At 37.7% G+C, this 21,391-nt stretch carries 14 protein-coding genes; 3 read left to right on the forward strand and 11 right to left on the reverse strand.

Translation table 11 applies throughout. From position 1 onward, the window contains the following. Positions 1 to 12: 12 nt before the first annotated feature. Entirely contained in the window at positions 13 to 204 is a 192-nt protein-coding gene (locus CCE82_RS08440; protein WP_086428963.1) for a DUF2929 family protein, read from the forward strand. Between the two features lie 169 nt (positions 205 to 373). Here CCE82_RS08440 and CCE82_RS08445 read toward each other — a convergent pair whose 3' ends face one another. The 4 genes from CCE82_RS08445 to CCE82_RS08460 form a co-directional block, all read right to left on the reverse strand. Next, positions 374 to 1,273 carry a 5'-nucleotidase, lipoprotein e(P4) family gene (locus CCE82_RS08445; RefSeq protein WP_086428964.1) on the reverse strand — a complete coding sequence of 300 codons (900 nt, stop codon included), beginning with the start codon at positions 1,271 to 1,273 and terminating at the stop codon, positions 374 to 376. Between the two features lie 521 nt (positions 1,274 to 1,794). Then, positions 1,795 to 4,419: an ATP-dependent chaperone ClpB gene (gene clpB / locus CCE82_RS08450; protein WP_086428965.1), complete on the reverse strand. Its 2,625-nt coding sequence runs from the start codon at positions 4,417 to 4,419 to the stop codon at positions 1,795 to 1,797. A gap of 278 nt (positions 4,420 to 4,697) precedes the next feature. Next, entirely contained in the window at positions 4,698 to 6,539 is a 1,842-nt protein-coding gene (locus tag CCE82_RS08455) for an acyltransferase family protein (protein WP_086428966.1), read from the reverse strand. Positions 6,540 to 6,801: 262 nt separating this feature from the next. After that, on the reverse strand, positions 6,802 to 7,110 hold the full coding sequence (locus tag CCE82_RS08460) for a metal-sulfur cluster assembly factor (protein ID WP_014614389.1): 309 nt from the start codon (positions 7,108 to 7,110) through the stop codon (positions 6,802 to 6,804). A gap of 113 nt (positions 7,111 to 7,223) precedes the next feature. Here CCE82_RS08460 and CCE82_RS08465 point away from each other — a divergent pair, with 113 nt between their 5' ends. Together CCE82_RS08465 and CCE82_RS08470 are read left to right on the forward strand one after the other, a co-directional pair. Beyond that, positions 7,224 to 8,048 (forward strand): Cof-type HAD-IIB family hydrolase, encoded by an 825-nt coding sequence (locus CCE82_RS08465; RefSeq protein WP_086428967.1) that lies wholly within the window; start codon positions 7,224 to 7,226, stop codon positions 8,046 to 8,048. A 30-nt stretch (positions 8,049 to 8,078) separates the two neighbouring features. After that, positions 8,079 to 9,404 (forward strand): CoA-disulfide reductase, encoded by a 1,326-nt coding sequence (locus CCE82_RS08470; RefSeq protein ID WP_086428968.1) that lies wholly within the window; start codon positions 8,079 to 8,081, stop codon positions 9,402 to 9,404. Between the two features lie 121 nt (positions 9,405 to 9,525). Here the strand turns inward: CCE82_RS08470 and CCE82_RS08475 are convergent, their stop codons facing one another. The 7 genes from CCE82_RS08475 to CCE82_RS08505 all read right to left on the reverse strand — a co-directional run bounded on the left by CCE82_RS08475 (position 9,526) and on the right by CCE82_RS08505 (position 21,335). After that, the gene (locus CCE82_RS08475; RefSeq protein ID WP_086428969.1) at positions 9,526 to 9,915 is read right to left on the reverse strand and encodes a YisL family protein; all 390 of its coding nucleotides are present in this window, start codon (positions 9,913 to 9,915) and stop codon (positions 9,526 to 9,528) included. A gap of 375 nt (positions 9,916 to 10,290) precedes the next feature. Beyond that, positions 10,291 to 11,196 carry a fumarylacetoacetate hydrolase family protein gene (locus CCE82_RS08480; RefSeq protein ID WP_086428970.1) on the reverse strand — a complete coding sequence of 302 codons (906 nt, stop codon included), beginning with the start codon at positions 11,194 to 11,196 and terminating at the stop codon, positions 10,291 to 10,293. An 82-nt stretch (positions 11,197 to 11,278) separates the two neighbouring features. Then, positions 11,279 to 14,923: a helicase-exonuclease AddAB subunit AddA gene (gene addA, locus CCE82_RS08485; RefSeq protein ID WP_086428971.1), complete on the reverse strand. Its 3,645-nt coding sequence runs from the start codon at positions 14,921 to 14,923 to the stop codon at positions 11,279 to 11,281. Next, a complete protein-coding gene (gene addB, locus CCE82_RS08490; protein ID WP_086428972.1) occupies positions 14,920 to 18,384 on the reverse strand; it encodes a helicase-exonuclease AddAB subunit AddB in 3,465 nt (1,154 codons plus the stop codon). The genes addA and addB overlap by 4 nt, the downstream gene beginning before the upstream one ends. Before the next feature lie 208 nt (positions 18,385 to 18,592). Then, positions 18,593 to 19,171: a signal peptidase I gene (gene lepB, locus CCE82_RS08495; protein ID WP_086428973.1), complete on the reverse strand. Its 579-nt coding sequence runs from the start codon at positions 19,169 to 19,171 to the stop codon at positions 18,593 to 18,595. Positions 19,172 to 19,189: 18 nt separating this feature from the next. Next, on the reverse strand, positions 19,190 to 19,708 hold the full coding sequence (gene lepB / locus CCE82_RS08500; protein ID WP_206184387.1) for a signal peptidase I: 519 nt from the start codon (positions 19,706 to 19,708) through the stop codon (positions 19,190 to 19,192). A gap of 295 nt (positions 19,709 to 20,003) precedes the next feature. Then, positions 20,004 to 21,335: a glucose-6-phosphate isomerase gene (locus CCE82_RS08505; RefSeq protein WP_086428974.1), complete on the reverse strand. Its 1,332-nt coding sequence runs from the start codon at positions 21,333 to 21,335 to the stop codon at positions 20,004 to 20,006. Between the last annotated feature and the right edge of the window lie 56 nt (positions 21,336 to 21,391).

Below are 21,391 nucleotides of genomic sequence, written 5' to 3' on the forward strand. Positions count from 1 at the left end.
AGGCAATATACAATGAAATACTTCATCACATTGATTTGGGCAATTTTACTTGTAGAAATGATTAATTTCGTTTTAAATAGCCTAAACGGTGGCGGTCCACTGAATGTTGTGGCACCACTTTTTGTCGCTGTCATTATGGTGATTGCACTTGCATTGTTAGATGTTGCGACGACACCACCAAAGCAATCACAGGATACGAATTAGATTTTGACATAGTATGAATTTTGAAAAGGTTGGATGTTGGACAGAATTTTCTGTTCGGTATCCAGCCTTTTTTAATATGTTGCAATTATCACGAAAAACACCGTCCAATATGTAAAAAAACTGACGAGACTTTAATATGGCCTCATCAGTTTTTATGTTGTAAAAGCATTTACTTCATTTCATATGATTTTACTTTATTTGTTTTCGCATCAAAATAACGTAATGATTGTTCACGACTTTGAATTTTTTTATTGTTTTCTAAACCATAATTGTTATCGTATAATGTCGCTTCCCAACTACCGTACATCGGGTTAGGGAAAATAATGTATTTGCTACCAAAGTCATCTTCATGTTGTTTCACGAGTGCTTCACGTGATTTTGCTGTCGCTTGCTTAGGTTCGTCAAAATCAAGTAAGTTATCACCAAATAACATCACTAAATTGTAATCTGTTCTTACTTTATCACGACGTTCAGTTTTCCCTTTTTCCCCTTCTTTTTTCAACAACACATGCTTTTTATCAGCTTGCGGTAATTTTTCATTTCTTAAGTTTTTAATCGTCGCATCTAAATCTTTTTCATGTGAACGGTCTGATACATAAAAGATTTCAACATCATGACGATCTGCATATTTTAAAAATGATTTTGCGCCATAAACAGGTTTTGCTTGGGCAGATTGAACCCATTCATGCCAACCTTCTGGGAAAGATTGACCTTTTAATGCATTCGTTGCTTGATATGGTGAGTTATCAAGAACTGTCTCATCAATATCAAGGACGATTGCTAATTTTTTACCACCGTGGTGATTTTTAATTTTCTTACTTAAAGTTTCTTTCGCTGCGTTATAACCTTGCGCATACAACGCTTTCGCTTCAGCTGAATTTTGATACCAAGCGACACTCATGATGTTTTGTTGACCTAATGTTTGTGCGGCTTGTTCTTTCGTCTTACTTTGCTCTGTCTGCTCTGTTTTAACTGCACCACTACCTGAAGCGTATGTTGCTGTTGATACGCTTGAAGAAACGATGCCTAATGCTAAAAGTGCTGCTGATGCTTTTGTCCATTTATTCAAAGTTTTTCACCTTTTCTATGTATGATACGTGAATTTAACCGATACTTTATTCACACATCTATATTAAAACCTTTTTTAGTAAATCTCAATATTTCTATTAAAATTTTTATATTTATTGCAATGAATAGAGGATTAGACATGAAAATTTTTGATGCTATGGATGCAGTATTGAGTTTAACTAACCCTACCTATGATTTGTGGTTTTTGATTGCCCCTATGGCTTCGCGTTCCCAGGGGACTTGTCTCAACTAGCCAACGCTTGATTGAACGATGACATGCATGTAGCGTTGGCGGATTTTCGACTGCGTCTGATCCCTCGGGAGTCTCAGCCTTCTGGGCAATCTTACATCAGATGCAGTCACTTACGAAAAGTTTATGAAATGGAGACACCCCATAACATCCAATGAAGACGTCCCATTCATCCTCATTTTTGGCTGTTTTATCATCATTAATCGATATATGTACATAAAAATAGAAGGAGACTGGGAAAATTTGATATCCCAGTCTCCATCATTTTTATTCTATTCACTTTCACGCTCTGAACTTTGAGGTCTTTCAACTTCAAATTGAATGTCGCCATCTTTCAAATCACCACGTACGATTGTGCCTTCCGGTAAGTTTTCTTTAATCATCATACGTGCCAGCGGTGTTTCCACATGACGTTGTACGAAACGTTTAAGTGGACGTGCACCAAATTGTGGTTCATAAGCTGTTTTACCCATCCATTTGGCCGCTTCATCTGAAATTTCTAATGTGATACGTTGATCCATTAAACGCATATTCAAGTTAATCAAGATTTTATCGACAATCATTTGCATATCGTCCACAGTTAATGGTTTGAATAATACAATATCATCCATACGGTTTAAAATTTCAGGTTTAAAGTACGCATTCAAACTGTTCATCACTGCTTTTTCTGTCGCTTCATCGATTTTACCGCTATCTTTCACATTTTCGAGCAAAATTTGCGAACCGATGTTACTTGTCATAATAATAATTGTATTTTTGAAGTCAACACTGCGTCCTTTTGAATCTGTTAAACGACCTTCGTCTAAAATTTGAAGCAATACGTTAAAGACGTCTGTATGTGCTTTTTCCACCTCGTCTAACAAGATGACTGAGTATGGATTACGTCTCACTGCTTCTGTTAATTGACCCCCTTCATCATGACCGACATAGCCTGGAGGGGCCCCGATTAAGCGAGAAACCGCATGTTTTTCCATATATTCACTCATATCAATACGAATCATATGTTTTTCAGAATCAAACAATGATGACGCTAATGATTTGGCTAATTCTGTTTTACCGACACCTGTTGGTCCTAAAAATAGGAATGAACCGATTGGGCGATTTGGATCTTTAATTCCCGCTCTTGCACGTACCACTGCATCAGCTACTAAATCCACAGCACGATCTTGTCCAACGACGCGTTCATGTAAAATATCGGATAAGTGCAATAATTTTTCACGCTCAGTTTCAACAAGTTTTGACACAGGGATACCTGTCCATTGACTGACGATTTCACCAATTTCTTCATCTGTCACGACTTCACGAATAATGCGGTCTGAGTCTGTGCCTTTATCTTCTTGGAATGCCGCTTCTAACGCTTTTAATTCTTTTTCTAATTCTGGAATTTTACCGTGTTGAAGAATCGCGGCTTTTTCAAGGTCGTAGTTATTTTCAGCATCTTCTAACGCTTTACGACTCTCGTCTAGTTCTGCACGTTTTTCTTGTACTTTTGCAATTTTTTCTTTTTCATTTTCAACACGTGCTTGCAATGCTGCTTGTTTTTCTTTTTCTTCAGCTAATTCTTCTTGCAATTCTTTTAAACGGATACGACTCGCTTCATCAGATTCTTTTTTCAGTGCGTTTTCTTCAATTTCTAACTGCATGACACGACGATTGGCTTGGTCGAGTTCCGTTGGGTTTGAGCCCATTTCTGTACGAATTGTAGCTGAAGCTTGGTCAACTAAATCAATCGCTTTATCCGGTAAGAAGCGGTCTGTAATATAGCGATCTGACAATTCCGCAGCAGCCACTAAAGCACGGTCTTGAATACGCACACCGTGATGAACTTCGTAACGTTCTTTCAAACCTCTTAAAATGGAAATCGTATCTTCAACACTTGGTTCTGCAACCGATACTTTCTGGAAACGACGCTCTAATGCAGAATCTTTTTCGATATATTCACGATATTCATTTAATGTTGTTGCACCAATACAGTGAAGTTCCCCTCTTGCTAACATTGGTTTTAACATGTTGCCGGCATCCATGGCACCGTCAGTTTTACCTGCACCGACTAACATATGGATTTCGTCAATAAAGAGGAGGATACGTCCTTCAGATTCTTTCACTTCTTTCAATACCGCTTTAAGACGTTCTTCAAATTCACCGCGATATTTGGCACCTGCAACGAGCGCACTCAAGTCTAATTCAAAAACAGTCTTATCGAGTAATGAGTCTGGCACATCTTTTTTCACAATACGTTGTGCCAATCCTTCAACAATCGCTGTTTTACCAACACCTGGCTCACCGATAAGGACAGGGTTGTTTTTCGTTTTACGACTTAAAATGCGAATCGTATTACGAATTTCTTCATCCCGGCCAATGACAGGGTCCATATTGCCTTTACGGACTTCTTCAACGAGGTCACGGCCATATTTTGCTAATGCTTCGTAGTTTACTTCAGGATTTTGTGTTGTCACATGATTCCCTCCTCTAATCTTTTTAATGATTTCGATGATGACATCTTTTTTACCGTCTACAAAACGTTTTGTCGTTTCATCTATATCGATTGCTGCACGTAAAACATGTTCCATCGAAATATATTGATCGTCATATTCTTGCATGTAATTTTCAGCTTTAACGAATAAATCATTCATTTTAGGCGACATATATTGCCCGTATTGGACGTTGTCACCTTTTACTGTTGGATAACTTTTAAGTTTGTCCTCATATGCTTGGTTTAAAGCATGCGTATCAATGTTTGCACGTTCTAAAATACTTTGAAATAAGCTTTCTGGTGCTTCGAGAACTGCTTTTAAGACAGCCTCTACTTCTACATTTGTTAATTTGTAAGTTTTAGCATGTTCAATTGCTTTTTGAAGTGCATTTTGAATGGCATGTGTCATTTGATTAATGTCCAAAATGTCTCACTCCTTTAATAAAATAGGTCGCATCGACTTTGACTTTCTTTGACCTTAATTCTATTATAAGGCCCTATCCTTTAAAAATCAATCCATAACTTTGACTTTTTTTGACTATTTTACATTTTCTACTCACTTCATTTATTTAACCCAACCACACCCTTTTCAATCATAGGGATGTATTATTTTGATTGTCTTAAGTTAAGTTGCGTTTATTTTATACCTCAGTTTTTTCTATGTATAAAAAAGGCTGGTCAACATCAACCAGCCTCTTCTCCTTACTTATCCTTTTTCTTTGTACTGTGATTTTTTTCAATCGCTTGAATGATGCTATTCGTTAAAGCGCGTACACCTGGTGGCTCCAAATGAATACCATCCGGCGCAAAATATTCTGTGTGATTTTCAGAGCGACGATACCAATCGACTAATGTGACATGATCTTGCTTTTTCGCAGCTTTCGCTAAAACTTCATTCACATGCGATTCATAAGAACGTGGCACGCGCGTATTGACCACATAAATATCTGCTTTACCAAACTGTTTCAGCAAACTATCTAATTGTTCTTCAGTAAAATCACCATTTGTTCCTAATTCAAGGACGACAATATCGTTTTTATCACGATAGCTTTGATATTGTTGTTTCGCAAGAGGAATGGCTTCAACCAATTGACGTCCCACTTTACCATTGATATCTGCTTTAGGAACGAATGATTTAAAGTAATCGCCAATATCTACCATCACAGAATCACCAATCAAAAGTGGTTTCCATGAGGCATATTTTTGTTTTTGCCCTTTGACGACAAAACCATCAATTTCAAGTTGCGGTAGTGGGCTTGGTCGTGTAATGAGTTTATCAATTTCTTCTGTATTCACTTCAGTCACTTGTGTACTATGTTTTGCAAAACGATTAAATACACCAGCAAACACGAGGAGACTTGGGATGAGCAAGATTAACACTAACCATGTGCGTAACACTTTTTGTGAACGCCAATTTTTTAAATGGTTGAATGCAAAACTTTTAAAACCTTCTCTTCTAAATGGTTGTTCAATAAAGCGATAAGAAAATTCTGCCATGAGCGCCATCAGTAATATTTCAACAACGTATACTAAAGTTGGAATTTGACCTTGCACAAACTGATGATGAATCAACACAATAATCGGATAATGCCATAAATACAAACTGTACGAACGGCTACCGATATAAGTAAAAAGCTTGTTGCCTAAAAACTTCGCAAAATACCCTGAAGGATGTACACTACTCGCGATGACGAGTAAAGTGACTGCTGAAATAAGAAAAAATCCACCGTAATAAAGGACGCTGTTCGTCTCGGATACAAATTTAAAACAAATGAATAGTATCACCAAACCGCCTAAGCCCACCGTATCAATCATCATTCGCATGGTGTGGTTCACTTTCGCTTTTAATTGAAATGGTGGCCAAACAAGCGCAAGTAATACACCCATCAATAATGTTTGTATCCGTGTGTCCGTACCAAAATAAACCCGCGCAACATTTTCATTCGGTACGTATAACACCATCATTGTCACCATCGAGATGATGAGTAACACCGAAAAAGCAATACGGATTGATTTTACACGACGCAAAAAGGTAATCAAAGCGAGTAGTACAATGGGAAACACAAGATAAAATTGCTCTTCTATCGCCAGTGACCATAGGTGTTTCAATGGTTGTACCGCAAATTGTTCAAAGTAATCCACATTTTGCATAATGTACCACCAATTCGACACATAAAAGATAGCTGCAATACTATCCGCACGTACTTTTTGAATCTCAGTCGGCATAAATATGAGGGTGAGCACAAGGACCCCCATCACTAAAAAAAGGACTGCAGGAATCAGTCGTTTGAAACGTCTGAGCCAAAATGATACCAATTCAATTTTCCCCGTATTATGATACTCCGTTAATAACAAACTGGTAATTAAATAACCAGAAATCACAAAAAATGTATCTACCCCTAGAAAACCACCTGTCAGCCATTGCGGATTGAGATGATAGATAATGATTGCGATCACTGCAATCGCCCTGATACCGTCTAACCCAGGCATGTATCGAGGGGTGATGGGTCTTCTTTCTCGTTGATTAAAGTTCCACACAAACATCATTCTTTCCAAATTTAATGTAATGATTATATATTGTATACTTTTGTTTTCATTTGTGCAATTGTGTGCCAGCAAAAAATGTAATCGCTTTATCGCATGTTAAAAATAGAACTATCAGTATCATTTCACTTCATATGGCCTGACTTGTCCTCTCTGTTTCCCACCTCCTAAGAACAATTATTTACGATAACCATTTATAATCAAAAAGGACTTTCAAAATTGAATGCACAATTAAGAAAGCCCTCTTTAATACTCCAAAATATTAACTGATACCTAACGCAATTTTAGCATAACGTGACATCATATCTTTATTCCATGGTGGATTCCAAACGATATTCACTTCTGTATCTTGAATTTCTGGAAGTTCTGCTAATACTGTTTTAACTTGGTCAACAATTTGTGGCCCTAATGGACAACCAATTGAAGTTAATGTCATTTCTACAGTACATAAACCGTCATCATCTAAATCAACTTTATAAACAAGCCCTAAATTGACAATATCAATCCCTAATTCAGGGTCAATTACATTTTCAAGTGCGCCTAAAATGCTATCTTTAAGTGCCTCTTCCATCCGTATCACCTCTTTTATGTTATTACTAGTAACAATATATCAAAATCCCCACTTTTCGACAATAAAATGCTATGATATGAATACACTGAAACTTAGTACTAAGGAGAGTATGAATGAAACAACATTTAATTTGTTTAGATTTAGATGGAACACTTTTAAATGATGAAAAGGAGATTCCAGAATATACATTTCGTGTTTTAAAAGCACTACAACAAAAAGGACATGCCGTCATTATTGCAACCGGGCGACCTTATCGCGCAAGTCAACTTTACTATGAGCAACTTGGGTTAAAAACACCTATCGTTAACTTTAATGGCGCATTTGTTCACCACCCTTATGATGATACATTCCCAGTCCAACACCATCGTCTGGATGAAGGACTTGCAACGAGTATTATTGAAACTTTGAAAAAAATGGAAGTTAAAAACATGATTGCCGAAGTGAAAGATTGCGTCTTTTTAGATCGACCTGATGCCCGTCTTTTTGAAGGTTTTAGCATGGGTAATCCTGTAACTAAAGTGGGCGATTTACGTGAAAACTTAAATGAAGATCCAACCTCACTCCTCATTGAAGCAGAAGAAGTGATGATTCCTCGTGTTAAACAAGTATTGACGCGCTTCTACGCTGAAAATATTGAACATCGTCGTTGGGGTGCCCCTTTCCCAGTTATCGAAATTGTCAAAAAAGGGATTAGTAAAGCAGTCGGTATCGATATTGTGAAAGATTGTCTGCAAATTGACCATGATCATATTATTGCATTTGGCGATGAGGATAATGATTTAGAAATGATTAAATATGCGGCACATGGCATTGCGATGGGAAATGCCATTGATGAACTGAAACATGTCGCAAAAGAAACAACACTATCTAATAATGAAGACGGTATCGGGATTTATTTGAATCGTTTCTTTAATTTAAATATTCCTAAAGATAAATAAAAAACAGAGATTAAAAAAGGAGTTGTTAACATGACGAAACATATTATCGTCGTCGGTGCAGTAGCGGGTGGTGCAACAAGTGCCAGTCAAATTCGACGTTTAGACAAAGAGAGCCGTATTACAGTGTACGAAAAAGACAGTTATATGAGTTTTGCAAATTGTGGCTTACCTTATTACCTGGGAAATGTTGTCGAAGAAAGAGACGATATTTTATCAACAAATCCAGAAAAGTTTAAAGCTTATAAAGATATTGATGTAAAAGTAAAACATGAAGTGCTCAAAATTGATGATAAAAATCAAACGGTAACAGTAAAAAATCACTTTACGGGCGAAACATTTGAAGACGCTTATGATATTTTAGTGTTAAGTCCTGGGGCCCGTGCAAGTCAACTTAAATTTGATGTACCGCATCTTTTCACGTTACGTAATATGGACGATACTGATCAAATAGATACATATATTCGTCAATACGATGTGAAAACGGTTTTAATTGTTGGTGCTGGATACGTCAGCCTAGAAATGGTTGAAAATATGCATCATCGTGGACTACAGCCGACACTCATCCATCGTTCTGAAGCAGTGAATAAATTAATGGACCAAGATATGAACAGTGTCATTTTTGATGCACTGAACAAGTACAATATCCCATACCGTTTAAATGAAGAGATTGCGTCTATTGATGGTCATACAGTGACATTTACTTCAGGCGCTGTTGAAGACTATGATTTAATCATTGCAGGTGTTGGGGTTCGACCTAATTCAGAATTCATCCAAAATTCTGGTGTTCAACTGGATGCAAAAGGTTATATTCCAGTCAATGACAAATTTGAAACGAACATTCCTAACATTTATGCTGTGGGCGATATCGTTACAAGCTTTTATCGTCATGTTGACCTTCCTGCACATGTTCCATTAGCTTGGGGTGCACATCGAGGTGCAAGTATTATTGCTGAACAAATTGCCGGTCATCCAGAAGTCAAATTCAAAGGGTATGTCGGTGCTAATATCGTAAAGTTTTTCGATTACACACTCGCAAGTACGGGGGTTTCACCTCAAGAATTGAAAAATTTTAATTACCAAATGGTAGAAGTCAATATGAACACACACGCGGGTTATTACCCTGACAATAGCAAAGTTCATTTAAGAGCATATTTTGATAAAGAGACACGTCGTATTTTAAGAGTTGCGGGAGTAGGACAAAAAGATGTCGACAAACGTATTGACGTCTTATCTATGGCATTGATGCATCAAGCAACCATTGACGAATTAACGGAATTTGAAGTTGCTTATGCCCCACCATTTGCACATCCTAAAGATTTAATTAACATGCTCGGTTATAAAGCACGTCATTTATAATATAGCAAAGCGAGGGATCAACAATGACGCATCCCTCGCTTTTTATGTGTTGTGTCATAGATTCACTTTCATCCATCGCTAAAATGATTCACCATTTAGACGTGATCATTCTATGTGTCAATTATTGGAATAAGCCAGTAATCGGACCCCATGGTAAAATCGCGCCCAAAATAATTGTGACAATCGCCACCACTAAAGTAGCAATAAATAAACCACGACTCGGCTCTTTTTTCTTCTTACGCGCTATAGTCACTTCAATTAACCCAATTACAGCAATACCAGCAATTAGTTTTAAAGTCATTAACATATGACTCACACCCGTAGCTGAAAATGCTTTGACCGCAAGCCACAAACCAGTAATTAAAACGAGAAGCATAAAAATTCTTGTAGCCATATGTAATGATTTAAATAATGGCGTTGGACCTTGCTTATTTGAATAATTTTCATACGTCGCATAAAACAAAATTAATAATACAATCCAACTCACAATATGCACGTTGATTAAAATCATGCTTGATTACCTCCTTTTGTTGAGCATCTTTCCAATCATAACATAATCATAGTATTCTATACATTTTAATTACCTAATTATTGTCTATTCAAACACTTATAAAGATTATCATAACAAAATTGCAACATTATCTTTTTAACATTTTTGAGCACGTACATAGAGTTGATTTTTTAAATGATACCGTGCCTTTTATTCTTAGTTTACTTTATTGCCAACTTGTGTTCGCGTTCCCAGCGCCTTGGAAAGAGAACCCAAAATAGCAATCAATAAAGTTCATTCACTTTTAACAACAAAGAATCGTTCTGCAATCAACACAAGGATTGCCAAAATATGTAAAAAGCACCAAGCGCAAAATCGCTTGATGCTTTTTACATATTAATCTTTCGCAATAAAGTTGGTTAAAGTCCCAATGTTATCAATCGTTACTTTCACTTCATCGCCAGGCTGTAAAAACTTCGGTGGATTCATACCTGCACCCACGCCCGCTGGTGTACCTGTCGCAATAATGTCTCCTGGATGTAACGCCACATATTTTGAAATCTCTTCAATTAATTCATCAATTTTTAAGATCATTTGAGAAGTATTACCATCTTGACGAATTTCATTGTTCACTTTTGTGACGATATTAACATTTTCAGGTGTCGGAAGTTCATCTTTTGTCACAATGTAAGGACCCATTGGGCAACCCCCTGTTAAACTTTTAGACAGGAATGCTTGGTCATGGGCTTTTTGTGCATTGCGGTCTGTGATGTCATTAATAATCGTGTAACCATAAACATAATCCAACGCTAAACCTTTTGGAATTTTTTCACCTGATTTACCAATCACAACACCAAGTTCGCCTTCATAATCTAAAGCATCAGTGATGTCTTGGTGGTTTGGAATCGTACTCTCATCACCTGTTAATGACGAAGCTGCTTTCGTAAATACATATAAACGGTCCACTTCATGCTTTAATTCTTCTGCATGTGCTTTATAATTACGTCCAAATGCAATGACGTTATTCGTAGGTGTCACTGGCGGTAAAAATTCGATATCTTCAAATTTCACTTTATACGCATCGCCGTTACCACTATTTTCTGCCGCAACAACTGCTTTACGTACTTGTTCTTGAAAATCTAATGTTTGGTTTTGTTGTAATCCTTCGAGCAATGTTTTTGGATGGAAATCACCTTCTCCAAAATTTGCGAAGACTTGCTTTAAATCCCAAGCCGCTTCTTCTCTTTTTACCTTCACTCCATATGAAGTTTCACCTTTATGTTTGAATGATAGGAATTTCATTCATAATCAGCTCCTAACGTATATCTTAGTCATATTATAACGAAAAATTTAGACAAATCACAAATTTTTAAAGTTCACCCACTTAAATCTCGAGTTCACCATATTTAAAGAAGTATAAATAGCCATGCACTCGGCATTTTAAAATAGTTTCTAAAGCACGTTGATAATACTGCATTTGGACGCGATATTTTTCTTTTAACTGTTTTTCTAGGTCTTCATCTGACATGCCTTTACGACGAATTAAGGCATCTGTTTTATAGTCAACAAAGTAATAATTTCCGTTTTCTTTAAAAACGAGGTCAATCATCCCTTGAATAATTGAGGCATCTGTCGTATCTGCTGTATGTTCGACTTGATGTTGGTTCACAACAAAAGGTAATTCGGTATACACTTCATCGCTTTTCGCAATTCGATGGTACAAATCACTTTGGATGAAACGTTTAATTTCTTCAATCGCGATGACATTGACATCTTGTGCGCGAATGATTGAACGCGCAACCAATGATTCAATGTAATCGTTGAGCGCTTGATCAGATAAACCCGCTTCTTTAAACGGGAGATGTTGCATGACGGTATGCATCAATGTCCCTACTTCTGCCGCTGTGTGTTGTTGTTCTTGTAAAAATTGTGGGCGTTCATACGTGGCAACGCCGAGACGATATTGACGGACACGCTCATAATTTGTATCGGCTTGTTCTGTATCGAGTTGGCGCTTCAGTTCTGAAACAGATTGCTTTGAAGCTTGTTGGACTGCTTGTTCGTACGGATATACATACAATAATTGTTGCATGACACGTTCGGCGAGTGCATCGTCTAATGGTGTAGATGCAAGTCTCGCCTCTAATGTTTCAATAGCATGACCTTGATATGTGGCCAAGTCTTGTTCTGTTGGCAATACGTCCATTGCATCTATGTGCTGTAACTTTAATCGTGGTTTTACAGCGGCATCTAACGCCTCAATATCCACTTCAAAACGTTGGTGGCGTTGAATACTCGTATTTTGATGCTTACTCAAAATGCTGTACAACAACTGAAATGGATGTTTCGCATTAAATCGGTCAATCGCAGTTAATTTTTCATCAGCGATTGTAGCAGCTGCCATCATGTCAAGCTCTTCTTCTTTTTTGGATGTCCCGATTAAAAAGAGTTGTTCTTTCGCTCGTGTTAACGCAACATAAATGAGTCGCATTTCCTCAGAGATCATCTCTTTTTGATTGATTAAATCGATACTCATAGAAATCAATGACGGATAAAATAAGCCTTGCGCTTCATCATAATATTGTAAACCGAGACCTTCGTGTTGATTGAGCACGACAGGTTTTCCTAAATCGCTTTTATTAAAGTTACGCGTCAATCCTGAATAAATGACAAATGGAAACTCTAGCCCTTTACTGCTATGGATGGTCATCATGCGCACCACGTTATCATTTGGTCCAATGACATTTTCTTCACCAAAATCTTTACCACGTTCAATCATTTGGTCGATAAAACGAATAAATTGAAATAAACCGCGGAAGCTCGAATTTTCAAAATCGACAGCTTTATTAAACAAACCATGTAAATTCGCACGACGGCCTCGTCCACCGACTAAAGCACTAAAATATTGAATAATGTAGTGGTCATTGAACAATTTGTCGATCAGCTGATATACCGGATGATGCTGGCTGTAGTCTTGATACCGCGCTAAATCATTTAAAAATGGCTTTAACTTCGCCACAATTTCAGGGTCCGCCGCTTCATCTTTAATGTAATGTTGAATCGATTGATAGAAATAATTGTCTTGTGGCGACACAATACGAATTTTAGCGAGTTCATCTTCTGTAAATTGATAAATCACTGAACGCATTAAGCCGACTAAATAAATATCTTGTAGCGGATTATCAATCGTCCGTAAAAATGACAACATTAGCCGAATTTCAGTCTGTTCAAAATAGCCTTGCTTACTGTTCACAAATAGCGGAATGTCTTGATCTTTAAAAGCTTGTTGAATCAGTCGTGCATTACTATAACTTCTCTCAAGAATAACGATATCTTTATATTGTGCCGGACGATACGCGCCTGTTTTAGCATCATATACTTTTTTAGTTTCAAGAATAGTCTGTACTTGTTTCGCGATAAAATAAGCTTCTTGTTCACTCGCGGTCATCTCCCGGTCATTGTCCACCATGAGCACATTGAATTGCACAGGGATATCGACCTCATCATACGGTGCGCCATAATAAAGTTTCGCCGCAGCATCGTACTCAATTTCACCGACTTCAGCATCCATCATATGGTCAAACAAATAATTCGTCGTTGCAAGCACTTCTTTACGTGAACGGAAATTTTGTAATAAATCAATGCGCCAACCACTCGACTGATCGGGTTGATTAAAGCGTTGGTATTTTTCGATAAACAAGCTCGGATCCGCTTGTCTAAATTTATAAATCGACTGTTTCACGTCCCCAACCATAAACAGATTGCCATTGGACTCATCGCCACGCTTAATACTCGCAATAATACTCTCTTGCACACGGTTAGTATCTTGATATTCATCGACTAAAATTTCTTCAAAACGCTCACGATACAATGCAGCAATTTCTGACGGCTCACCATGACTATCTCTTAAAATTTGTAATGCAAAGTGTTCATAATCCGAGAAGTCTAAAATATTGCGCGCTCTTTTCGCACGACTAAATGCATGAATGACATCTTCTGTTAATGTCGCTAAATAATCCACACGCGGTGCCAGCTGTTGTAATTCTTCAAGGAGTGTCTCATCATCACGCCCAACAAATGTTGACTTCACTGCATTGAGATTGTCTTTAAATTGCTCATAATACGCTTTAAAGTTTTCATAGGCAGCATCCAGCATCGGATCTTCTTTCACAGCTTTCGGTTTTGTCGGTATACGTCCGAGTTGATACGTAGCCAAAGCTGTTTTATCGATGTGCTGTTCAGTTAACAGTTGTCTCAAAAATTGTCTGTGTCCATCAATAAAATCAACATGTTTTGGAAAATCCCCGACTAATTCAAACTGATGATACGCTTCTTCTATCGCATTTTGTGCAGCTTCTAAATATAAACGAATATACTTGTTTAAAATATCTAAATAGTGCTGTTGCAGATGACGTTCCAAATAGGGTTGGTCTAATGAATGTAACCAGCCAATAGGGTCAGGATTCGCAATACTAAAATAATATAAATTTTTCACCATTTGACGTAATGCGGCATCATCTCTATCTGTAGAGATATGTTCAGTGAGCGTCACAAATGTCGGATCTAATCGGTCGTAATGTGCTTCAAACACATCATCTATCACTTCTTCGAGCAACAAAACATTTTCAACTTCACTCGCTGTTCTAAAGTTCGGATCAATGTCCAACACGTCATAATGTTGTTGAATGAGACGTAAGCAAAAACTATGCAACGTCGAAATTTGTGCTTGATGAATTTTCGTTCGTTGATTTTTTAAATGTTGATTGGAAGGATCTTCAATCGCCGCTTGTTGAATACGCGCTTCGACACGATGTTTCATTTCGCGTGCACTTAAGTTCGTAAATGTCACGACAAGCAAGCGGTCCACATCAATTCCATCACGCAAAATACGCTGAATGATCCGTTCAACAAGTACTGCTGTTTTACCAGAACCGGCCGCTGCTGCCACGAGTACATCTTGTCCTTTAGCATAGATGCTTTCCCACTGTGCATCGGTCCACTGTACATGATCAGGCTTTGTTGGAATCATACGTCCTCCTCCTCTCCTTCTGCTGCCAGTATTTCTAGTGGCTTAATTTTTTCATCAACGCGTCGATATTTCGGGCTATCAATCATGCTGTCGACGTGACAGACTGCTTGATATTGACAATATTGACAAGGCAATTGATTACGGTATTGCATCGGCGCCACTTCATTATGGCCATCCATAATACGACTCGCAATATCCACAAAGTTTTGCTTATTATGTTGGATTAATTTATAAATTGTTGCTTCGTCAGCTACTTTACTTGTCGCATTCAAACTGCCATCCTTTTTCATACCGAGTGGGACAATATCTGATTTAAAGCCATTCGTCAATCGCTCATCATAAGCTTCCAATACATCTGAATCATTGTTGAGTAAGCCTTGTAGTTGATAAGATTTCAAAAAGGCTTCATCTAACTTGGCTGCTTCGATATCGTTCCACGCACGTTTTTCATCTCTAAATTGATGCACGTACATGTATAAAAAGCCGCCTGGTTTCACTTCTTCCACTAAACCTAAACGATCCTTGTTTTGTAACGCAATATCCATATACGTCATCATTTGCATTTGCAAGCCGTAATACACTTTCACTAAATCGAGTGACGCACTTGTTGATGATGATTTGTAATCGATAATATTGACAAAGCTTTTATTATTTTTTTGGTACGTATCAATACGATCAATTTGTCCTCGGATGTATATCGGCATGCCTTGTGACGTATATAACGTTTCTGCTTTCAGTTCTGATGCATCTTTCGGTGATTTACGGAAAGATTTCTCAAATGCGATCGGCTTAAATTGCGAATGCGACGTTTGGTATTTCATCGCATACAATGTCGCTTGTACGATGGCGCCAATTCGTTGTGATAAATAACGATAATACGACGTTGAATTCAGCAGATTAAATTGCACATGTGGTAACAACGTTTCTAATGCTTCGTTCGTCAATTGTGCAATTTGAAGCTCTGTTAACTGGTTGAAACGCCCTTCTACCTTGTCGGCAATATATTTCAGGACATCATGGAATATCGTCCCTAAGTCAAAGTTTTGAAGTTGATATTTCGTCCGTTCATTCAATTTCAAGCCGTGAGATGTATAATGTTTAAATGGACAGCTTTGATATCCTTCAAAACGAGACACACTTGCATGAATCGCTTTACCATATAACTGTGTCGTTAAGTCCGCATCGAGTTGCACTGTGTCATTGTTGTATGTGAGTGCCGATTTCAAGTGTGCCAGGCCCTCATTAAGTTGCGGATACTGTGCCATCACTGCATATGTCGTAAACCATGTATCCGAAATCAATCCTTCATCTAACCACGTTTTAAACGCTTCGAATAGATGCACTTTCGTTTGATGTGGGTGCTCAATCAATGATAGCGTGTCTCGCGCTTGTTGATGTGTCAATTGGGTGATGTCTAAGTCACGAAACATTTGACGCACATCATTTAAAAACGGACTTTTCTCACGTTCAGCACCACTCGCATCCATCAAACTGTATGAAAATGTGACGGCATCTGTCGCACGTGTCATCGCAAAGTAACAGACAAAAGCTTCATCCATTTGTAAAACGTCAGATGTTGGACTCAACTGCACACCCGCATACGTTTCAAAATCTTTCTTTTCATTGTCAGAAATAAGGCCTGAACCGTTAATCGCTTGCGGCATCACACCGTCATTCATCCCAATCATATAAATATGCTTTTTATTGTCCACTTTTGCTAAATCCATCGTCCCAATCGTCACTTGATCTAGAGTTTGTGGAATCATCGAAAATTCGAGCTCGTTTAAACCGACATCCAACACTTCTAAAAAGCGCGTCAACGTCATGTCACGTTCACCAAACACCGTCACGACATCGTCCAACACCCGAATGAATCCATTCCAAATTTGATCAATTTCTTCTGCCGCTTCATGTTCACCTTGCTGATCCAACATGTCACGTTGCGTCATCAATTGATTCGGCAATTCAAAATCTTCCATCGCTTCATAAAAATACGTCGCAAAAGCTTTAGCATTTGAACCTTGTGCTAACTTCTCTTCAAATTTCAATAATTTATTAAACACATTCGTTTTTAAATCAATCACACGTTCAAACGTCGCCGTCTCTTCTTCTGTCAACGGGTCATTTGGTCGGATACCCATTTTACGAAATTGATTCAATTCAAAATATTGTGGATCGACCCAACGTTTTCCATAAATCCCACGCTCAATCGCAAAGTTTTCCAACAAGTGGACTAAATATGCACTATCTGAAAATGTTTGTGTTAAGACATTCGTTTTCAACAAACGCATCAACGGTTCGAACTGCCATTCTGTTTGTAACACTTCGATTAAGGCACGCAACATTTCCATAATCGGATGGTGCGTCATCGATTTTTTGACGTCAATATTGTACGGAATATCATATTGCGGCAAAATCGCATCTAACAAATAAACGTAAGACGGATCACGATATAAAATTGCAATATCTTGATAACGGTACTGTTTTTCACGTACATCTCTTAAAATCGCACGTGCCAGTTCATTGACTTCTTCGCGTGTCGTTGGTGCTTCTAATATGCGAACCCCGTCGTCTGCAGTATGATGACTTTCAGGTTGTAATGCGTCAAACTGCGCTTCTAACACGCGTAATGACTGAGACTTGAAACGTTGTGGCGTGTTAAAATACAGCCGTTCAAGTGGTTGTTGTATACGCTGAGCCATCTCCTCAAAATGCCGCAATGATTCAGACGGCTTACGAAACATACTTAGTACATCTGGGTCACCATTTGTTGTTAATGCGACTGTCACAGACTTTACGTGTTTCACTAATGCTTCAATCATTTGATACTCTTGGGTAGAAAAGTTGTGAAAACCATCTATGTATATTTCTGCTTGTTTGAGCCATTTCGACTGTGGAATCAATGTAACCAGTCGATTCATCAGCGCTTCTCCAGTAATATATTCCGATGACAGGCGCTCTTGCAGTTTTTCATAAATCAATGCAATATCATGTAACTTATGACGTGTGCGCGGATCAAGATGTTGCTCTGTAGCCATTTCTGATACCATCTCAGGTGTCACTGCATATTTCTCAAAATCTTGAATTTGTTCACGCACTTTTGTACTAAAACCCATATAACGTACTTGTGAACGATACAACTTCAACTCTGCTTGTGTCTCTTGTAAAATATCGTAAATCATCATCTCAATTGCAATAGACGACAAACGCTTTTCATGCACCCCACCTAATTCTTGTACAATACGATGACCGAGTCGCTCAAAGTGCAACACTTCTGTACGTACACTTCCTAACAACTCTGTATCATTGACGAGCGCTTGTTCATACAAATACGTCCCTTGCATCGGTGTAATAATAATGATAGGCTGTCCTATCGGTTGTGCTTTCATTTTTTCTTTAATTTCTGCTAACATGTGTGTGCTCTTGCCCGTTCCAGCACGACCTAAAAATGTTCGAAACATCGAATCCCCCCTATCTTAAGTCCTATTGATTATTTAAAATTAATTATAGCATTAACCGCTTGCGATACTCTATGAAAGTCAGTTGTACATTGGATCTTTTTGACACAAAAAAAGCTGAGAAGACACCATAGTTTCCCAGCTTTTGCTTAGTATTTTTTGTTATCGAATCGCTACATGATGTCTGTTCATCATGTGCTATCATTGATAATTACTCTTGTGTATCTGTGTGATCCGGATTGAAGTTGATTTTAAATTCACTCAATGGCCAGAATCTAAATGCGACTTTCCCTACGATTTGGTCTTTATCAATCAGACCAAAAGCACGACTGTCTTTACTCACTTCACGGTTGTCACCTAAAACTAAATACTTGTCTTTCGGAATCTGTGCTTCACCGTTACTACCTGGGAAGTCTTTAGAATCGAAAGAACCTGTAATTTGGTCATATGTTTTATGTTTAAGATTGTATTCTAAATAAGGTTCATCTACTTTTTTACCGTTTAAGTAGAGTTGGTCATTTTTATAAACAACATGGTCTCCCGGTTTACCGATAATACGTTTAACATAGTCATGTTCTTCATCTGCATGGAATACAATGACATTCCCATTATCTAAATGACCTAAAGTTTTCCCTATTTTGTTAACGATGACTCTTTCCCCATCTTTTAAAGTCGGGTCCATCGAATCACCTTTAATGTTGTATGGTTTGATGACAAACGCATACAGTAAACCTACAATCAATAATGCTAATCCTATAGACAGCAACCATTCAATTGTCTCTTTTTTCACAGTTTTACACCTCTTATTTTAAAAATGAGTCGTTATTCTATCAAAAGGATAATAACGTATCCATAAATTCCCTTCAATATTTGATTTCTTAATGAGACCAAACTCTCGCGAATCCGCACCATCATCACGACGATCGTTCAATATTAAATACGTGTTCGGGGGAATGATATCACTTTCTGAATTCGGTAGCGCTCTCAATGACCATGACTTCTGATCTTGTTGATGCACATACGATTCAGAAACAGGCGAATGGTCCAATCGCAATTGACCTTTTTGAAATTCCACCGATTGGCCAGGTTCACCAATCACGCGTCCAACACGATATTGACCCGCTGCTTGGTACACAACGATATCTTGATGATGTATTCCATCAAAGCGTGGTGCGAGTTTGTTAACCAATACCCGATCATGAGGCTGAAGTGTCGTGGCCATGTTCTGATTTTTGACTTCATATGGAATCACAACAAATAATACGATGACGGCTAAAATGATAAATGCGCTTATCGCAGCGAATGTCATCTTAATGAGAAACTTCAATTTTGCACTCCCTATCATATCAAATTCACTATAACAACGTATATATTAACATAAATTTCTCTTAAATCGTTAATTTTTACATTTGAGTGATACACTTCATATGATTTTGTACGTAAAGTTTTTCATTCATTACTTTTACTTCTATTTGAGTTAGACGCAGCGTAATTCCCCTTTATGTATGGCATGCTTAATAACCACTTTTCAAATCACACATCATCAAAGTAAAAAAAAGACTGACAAGACATCAACGCCTCATCAGTCTTTCATTCATATGCGATTCAAAAGCGACGTTAAATTATAAGCGTGCTTCTAAATCTTTTTTCTTATCTTCAAATCCAGGTTTACCTAATAATGCAAACATGTTTTGTTTATAAGCTTCTACACCTGGTTGGTTGAATGGGTTCACACCTAATTGGTAACCGCTCATTGCCACAGCTAATTCAAAGAAGTATACCACATAACCGTAAGTTTCAGCGTCTAAACGAGGTAATTTAACAACCATGTTAGGCACGCCACCGTCAGTATGCGCAAGTAAAGTTCCTTCGAATGCTTTTGTATTGACTTCATCAACTGTTTTACCAGCTAAGTAGTTTAAGCCGTCTAAGTCATCCGCGTCTTCTTCAATCGTAATGTCGTGTTCTGGATTTTCTACTTTTAAGACTGTTTCGATTAAGAAACGACGACCTTCTTGTACATATTGACCTAATGAGTGTAAGTCAGTTGTAAAGTTGGCACTTGAAGGATAGATGCCTTTTAAGTCTTTACCTTCTGATTCACCAAATAATTGTTTCCACCATTCATTGAAGTATTGTAATGATGGTTCATAGTTGATTAACATTTCTGTTGTGTAACCTTTGTTGTAAAGGATGTTACGGATTGATGCATATTGATAAGCGATGTTTGAAGATAAATCATCAGAAGATAATTCTTCACGTGCTTTTGCTGCACCGCCCATCATTGCGTCGATATCAATACCAGCAACAGCAATCGGTAATAAACCTACTGCAGTTAATACTGAGAAACGTCCGCCGACATCATCAGGTACGACAAATGTTTCGTAGCCTTCATTTGTTGCAAGTTGTTTTAATGCACCTTTTGCTTGGTCAGTTGTTGCAAAAATACGTTTAACGGCTTCTTCTTTACCATATTTCTCTTCTAATAATTTTTTGAAAATACGGAAAGCGACTGCAGGTTCAGTTGTTGTACCAGATTTAGAAATCACGTTAACTGAATAGTCTTTGTCAGCTAAATAGTCAATCAGTGATTGTAAATATGATGATGATAAGTGGTTTCCTGCAAAGATAATTTCAGGATATTCACTATCTTTTTTGAATGCTGGTGTTAACATTTCGATTGCTGAACGTGCACCAAGGTACGAACCACCAATACCGATTACGACAAGTACATCTGAATGTGATTGTACTTGTTTTGCTGCTTCTTTAATACGTGAAAATTCTTCTTTATCGTAATTAACTGGTAGGTCAACCCATCCTAAGAAGTCACTTCCTGCACCTGTACCTTCATGAATTGTACGGTGAATTGCTTTAACAGCAGCTTGTTGCTGATCTAATTCGTGTTGACCGAAAAATTTTAAAGCTTTTTGATAATCTAATTGGATATGTGTCATACACTTTTGCCTCCTAATTTAACTTAACATATGTTCATTTTACTAAGTTGCTTCGA

It is taken from the genome of Staphylococcus cornubiensis (assembly GCF_900183575.1).
GTDB lineage: Bacteria > Bacillota > Bacilli > Staphylococcales > Staphylococcaceae > Staphylococcus > Staphylococcus cornubiensis.

Bases quoted from the DNA above. Each gene is read 5' to 3' on its own strand.
- CCE82_RS08440 (WP_086428963.1), top strand. From the start codon at position 13: ATGAAATACTTCATCACATTGATTTGGGCAATTTTACTTGTAGAAATG.
- CCE82_RS08455 (WP_086428966.1), bottom strand. From the start codon at position 6,539: ATGTTTGTGTGGAACTTTAATCAACGAGAAAGAAGACCCATCACCCCT.
- CCE82_RS08460 (WP_014614389.1), bottom strand. From the start codon at position 7,110: ATGGAAGAGGCACTTAAAGATAGCATTTTAGGCGCACTTGAAAATGTA.
- CCE82_RS08465 (WP_086428967.1), top strand. From the start codon at position 7,224: ATGAAACAACATTTAATTTGTTTAGATTTAGATGGAACACTTTTAAAT.
- CCE82_RS08470 (WP_086428968.1), top strand. From the start codon at position 8,079: ATGACGAAACATATTATCGTCGTCGGTGCAGTAGCGGGTGGTGCAACA.
- CCE82_RS08475 (WP_086428969.1), bottom strand. From the start codon at position 9,915: ATGATTTTAATCAACGTGCATATTGTGAGTTGGATTGTATTATTAATT.
- CCE82_RS08480 (WP_086428970.1), bottom strand. From the start codon at position 11,196: ATGAAATTCCTATCATTCAAACATAAAGGTGAAACTTCATATGGAGTG.
- addA (WP_086428971.1), bottom strand. From the start codon at position 14,923: ATGATTCCAACAAAGCCTGATCATGTACAGTGGACCGATGCACAGTGG.
- addB (WP_086428972.1), bottom strand. From the start codon at position 18,384: ATGTTTCGAACATTTTTAGGTCGTGCTGGAACGGGCAAGAGCACACAC.
- CCE82_RS08505 (WP_086428974.1), bottom strand. From the start codon at position 21,335: ATGACACATATCCAATTAGATTATCAAAAAGCTTTAAAATTTTTCGGT.